This is a genomic window from Pseudomonas sp. GZD-209, assembly GCF_049310485.1.
GTDB lineage: Bacteria > Pseudomonadota > Gammaproteobacteria > Pseudomonadales > Pseudomonadaceae > Aquipseudomonas > Aquipseudomonas sichuanensis.
On record NZ_JBMOWQ010000194.1, the window covers coordinates 1 to 4,133 of the forward strand.

Annotated in this window: 3 protein-coding genes; 1 reads left to right on the forward strand and 2 read right to left on the reverse strand. The window is 63.5% G+C overall.

Annotation, left to right across the window (positions count from 1 at the left end; genetic code table 11):
• Window positions 1-89 precede the first annotated feature (89 nt).
• On the reverse strand, window positions 90-539 hold the full coding sequence (azu, locus tag ACO6VM_RS20600) for an azurin (RefSeq protein ID WP_110992991.1): 450 nt from the start codon (window positions 537-539) through the stop codon (window positions 90-92).
• Window positions 540-882: 343 nt separating this feature from the next.
• Here azu and ACO6VM_RS20605 point away from each other — a divergent pair, with 343 nt between their 5' ends.
• Window positions 883-1,470: a TIGR00730 family Rossman fold protein gene (locus tag ACO6VM_RS20605; protein WP_422403743.1), complete on the forward strand. Its 588-nt coding sequence runs from the start codon at window positions 883-885 to the stop codon at window positions 1,468-1,470.
• Between the two features lie 178 nt (window positions 1,471-1,648).
• Here the strand turns inward: ACO6VM_RS20605 and ACO6VM_RS20610 are convergent, their stop codons facing one another.
• Complete coding sequence (locus ACO6VM_RS20610; RefSeq protein WP_422403744.1) at window positions 1,649-3,949, reverse strand: YgiQ family radical SAM protein; 2,301 nt, start codon at window positions 3,947-3,949, stop codon at window positions 1,649-1,651.
• Window positions 3,950-4,133: the final 184 nt, after the last annotated feature.

Below are 4,133 nucleotides of genomic sequence, written 5' to 3' on the forward strand. Positions count from 1 at the left end.
GGAGCGGGCTTGCCCCGCGATGGTGATGCTGGATTCAACATCGCCATCGCGGGGCAAGCCCGCTCCCACGTTTGTGGCTCAGCTAGTCGTTACTTGACTACGACCTTGCCCTTCATCATCGAGATGTGGCCCGGGAAGGTGCAGAAGAAGCTGTAGTCGCCACCGGCTTCAAGCTTCGAGGTATCGAACTTCACTTCAGTCTCTTTCTCTGGCGCGCCGATCATCGCGGTGTGGGCGATGATGTTGGCGTTATCTGCTTTCAAGTAGCCCTTGTCGATGCCCTGGCTCATGCCTTCGGTGGCGATCGCCTGCATGTCGGCAGTCTTGCTGATCACCAGGTTGTGGCCCATGACGTTCTTCGGCAGGCTGCCCGAGTGGGTCAGCTTCACGGTGAACTCTTTGCAGCTCTTGTCGACGGTGAATTCTTTGCTGGTGTAGGACATCTGGTCAGTCGACTCGACAGTGACCGAGCATTCGGCTGCAAAGACAGAGGCGCTGGCGAGGGTCAGCAGGGATACCGCTACAGCTTTCGCAAACATCATGAATCTCCTTGGCAGGGTTTTATCAATTGCGAGACTGCCTGAAACCTGGCAACCCGGCCCTGATGTGGGTCAAGGGGTGTCAAGTGGCCAGCCAGTTGAATTGTTCAATGGATTGTATACAACCATTCAAAGAGCACATCATGCCCTCTTGATAGACGATGGGACAACCTTTCATTTAGGAGTAACTGAAATGTCCCTCTCAAGTTTCATGAACAGCCTGCTCGCCGCCTACGCCCAGGGCGCCACCGGTGCGGCCTGCGAATTCTCCCGTCCTGAGTGAATGGCCTTGGAAGTGTCGGGCTAGAGCCTTACCCTGTGCCCCTGTGAAGGGAGACAAGCCATGCCTGTACGTTCCGTTTGTGTGTTCTGTGGCGCCAGTATCGGCGCCAACCCCGCCTACCGTGAAGCCGCCATCGCCCTGGGCCAGGCCATCGCCCGCCGGGGCCTGACGCTGGTCTATGGCGGCGGCGCGGTGGGCCTGATGGGCACCGTGGCCGACGCCGCCCTGGCCGCGGGTGGTGAAGTGGTCGGGATCATTCCCGAAAGCCTGATGAACGCCGAAATCGGCCACAAGGGCCTGACCCGCCTTGAGGTGGTGGACGGCATGCACGCGCGCAAGGCGCGCATGGCCGAACTCAGCGATGCCTTCATCGCCCTGCCGGGCGGGCTGGGGACGCTGGAGGAGCTGTTCGAGGTGTGGACCTGGGGGCAGTTGGGGTATCACGCCAAGCCGCTGGGCTTGCTGGATGTGAACGGGTTCTACGAGAAGCTGGGCGGGTTCCTCGACCAGATCGTCGAGGAAGGCTTCGTACGGCCGCAGCACCGGGCGATGTTGCAGTTGGCGCAGCAGCCGGATGAGCTGCTGGACGGCATGGACCGGTTCGAATCACCGGTATTGCCGAAGTGGGTCGACAAGAAACCTGATTGAGCCGGACGGCTGGCCTGAACACCCGTGGGAGCGGGGGGGGGGGGGGGGGGGAGGGGGGGGGGGGGGGGGGAGAAGGAAACTGGAGAAAGACAACCAACACACCCATCGCCCCCACGCGCCACCAACACCCCCCCCCCCCCCCCCCCCCCCCCCCCCCCCCGCTCCCACGGTTACTGCATCAGCGCGGGATGACTGGCTGACGCGGCTTCTTGCCCTTGCCGCCACCCTTGGCCGCCTCTTTGCGCTCCTTGGCCGCCTGCTGGTTGCGGGCGAACGCTTCGGCCTTGGCCTTCTCGCGCTTGTCCCACGGCTGGCTGCCATCGCTGGCACGCGGCGGCAGGCCGGTGTGCTGGGTGAGGATCTTCTGCTCCTTGCCCACCTTGTGGCTGCCGGCCGGCGTGGAGTTCTTGCGTCGGGCACTCTGGTAAGTGTCGGTCTGCGGCTGGTGCAGCGGGATCAGCTGGTGCTTGCCCGGGCCGATCAGGTCGGCGCGGCCCATACGCTCCAGCGCTTCACGCAGCATCGGCCAGCCCTTCGGGTCGTGGTAGCGCAGGAACGCCTTGTGCAGGCGACGCTGCTCCTCGCTCTTGACGATCTCCACCCCTTCGCTCTTGTAGGTGACCTTGCGCAGCGGGTTCTTGCCCGAGTGGTACATGGCCGTGGCCGAGGCCATGGGCGACGGGTAGAACGCCTGCACCTGGTCGGCGCGGAAGCCGTTGCCCTTGAGCCACAGGGCCAGGTTCATCATGTCTTCGTCGGTGGTGCCCGGGTGCGCGGCGATGAAGTACGGGATCAGGTACTGTTCCTTGCCCGCCTCTTTCGAGAACTTCTCGAACATGCGCTTGAAGCGGTCGTAGGTGCCGATACCCGGCTTCATCATCTTGTCCAGCGGGCCACGCTCGGTGTGCTCCGGGGCAATCTTCAGGTAGCCGCCGACGTGGTGGGTCACCAGCTCGCGCACGTACTCCGGCGATTCCACCGCCAGGTCGTAGCGCAGGCCCGAGGCGATCAGGATCTTCTTCACCCCCGGCAAGGCACGGGCCTTGCGGTACAGCTCGATCAGCGAGCTGTGGTCGGTGTTGAGGTTCTCGCAGATGCCGGGGAACACGCACGACGGCTTGCGGCAGTGCTTCTCGATCTCGTGGCTCTTGCAGGCGATGCGGTACATGTTGGCGGTCGGGCCACCCAGGTCGGAGACCACGCCGGTGAAGCCTGGCACCTTGTCACGCATCTCTTCGATTTCGTGCAGGATCGACTCATGCGAGCGGTTCTGGATGATCCGGCCTTCGTGCTCGGTGATCGAGCAGAAGGTGCAGCCACCGAAACAGCCACGCATGATGTTGACCGAGAAACGGATCATCTCGTAGGCCGGGATGCGTTCCTTGCCGTAGGCCGGGTGCGGAATACGCGCGTAGGGCATGCCGAACACGTAGTCCATTTCTTCGGTGGTCATGGGGATGGGTGGCGGGTTGAACCACACATCCACCTCGCCATGCTTCTGCACCAGGGCGCGGGCGTTGCCAGGGTTGGTCTCCAGGTGCAGCACGCGGTTGGCGTGGGCATAGAGCACCGGGTCGTTACGCACCTTTTCGAACGATGGCAGGCGGATCACCGACTTTTCCCGGGTAATCTGCGGGCTGTCGAGGATCTGCACCACCTTGGCTTCGTTCGGGTCGTCCTGCTCGCCCTTGGCCTGCTCGATGGCGCAGGCCTGGGTGTCCTGGGTGTTGACGTAGGGGTTGATGATCTTGTCGACCCGGCCCGGACGGTCGATGCGGGTGGAGTCGATCTCGTACCAGCCCTGGGGCGTGTCGCGGCGAATGAACGCCGTGCCGCGCACGTCGGTGATCTGCTCGATGTGCTCACCCTGGGACAGGCGCTGGGCGACCTCGACGATGGCCCGCTCGGCGTTGCCGTACAGCAGGATGTCGGCGCTGGCGTCCACCAGGATCGAGTGACGGACCTTGTCCTGCCAGTAGTCGTAGTGGGCGATGCGGCGCAGCGAGGCCTCGATGCCGCCGAGCACGATCGGCACGTGCTTGTAGGCTTCCTTGCAACGCTGGCTGTAGACCAGGCTGGCGCGGTCCGGGCGCTTGCCGGCCAAGCCGCCAGGGGTGTAGGCGTCGTCGGAACGGATCTTCTTGTCCGCGGTGTAGCGGTTGATCATCGAGTCCATGTTGCCGGCCGCGACGCCGAAGAACAGGTTCGGCTCGCCGAGCTTCATGAAGTCGTCTTTGGACTGCCAGTTCGGCTGGGCAATGATGCCCACCCGGAAGCCCTGGGCCTCGAGCAGGCGGCCGATGATGGCCATGCCGAACGACGCATGGTCGACGTAGGCGTCACCGGTCACGATGATGATGTCGCAGGAATCCCAGCCGAGCTGATCCATCTCCTCCCTGCTCATCGGCAGGAACGGCGCTGGCCCGAAGCATTCGGCCCAGTACTTGGGATAGTCGTAGAGTGGTTTGGCTGCTTGCATGTCAGTGACCGGTTCTGGTGTGCAGGGAAATCGCGGGCGCGGAATATAGCACAAATTTTGACCAAATCCGACGGTGGTGGTCGGATTCATAACAGCTCAAGCATCGCCTTTGTGGGGGGGGGGGGGGGGGGGGGGGGGGGGGGGGGAGGATGAGGCGGCGAGAAAAGAGAGAGGGCCGCCCCCA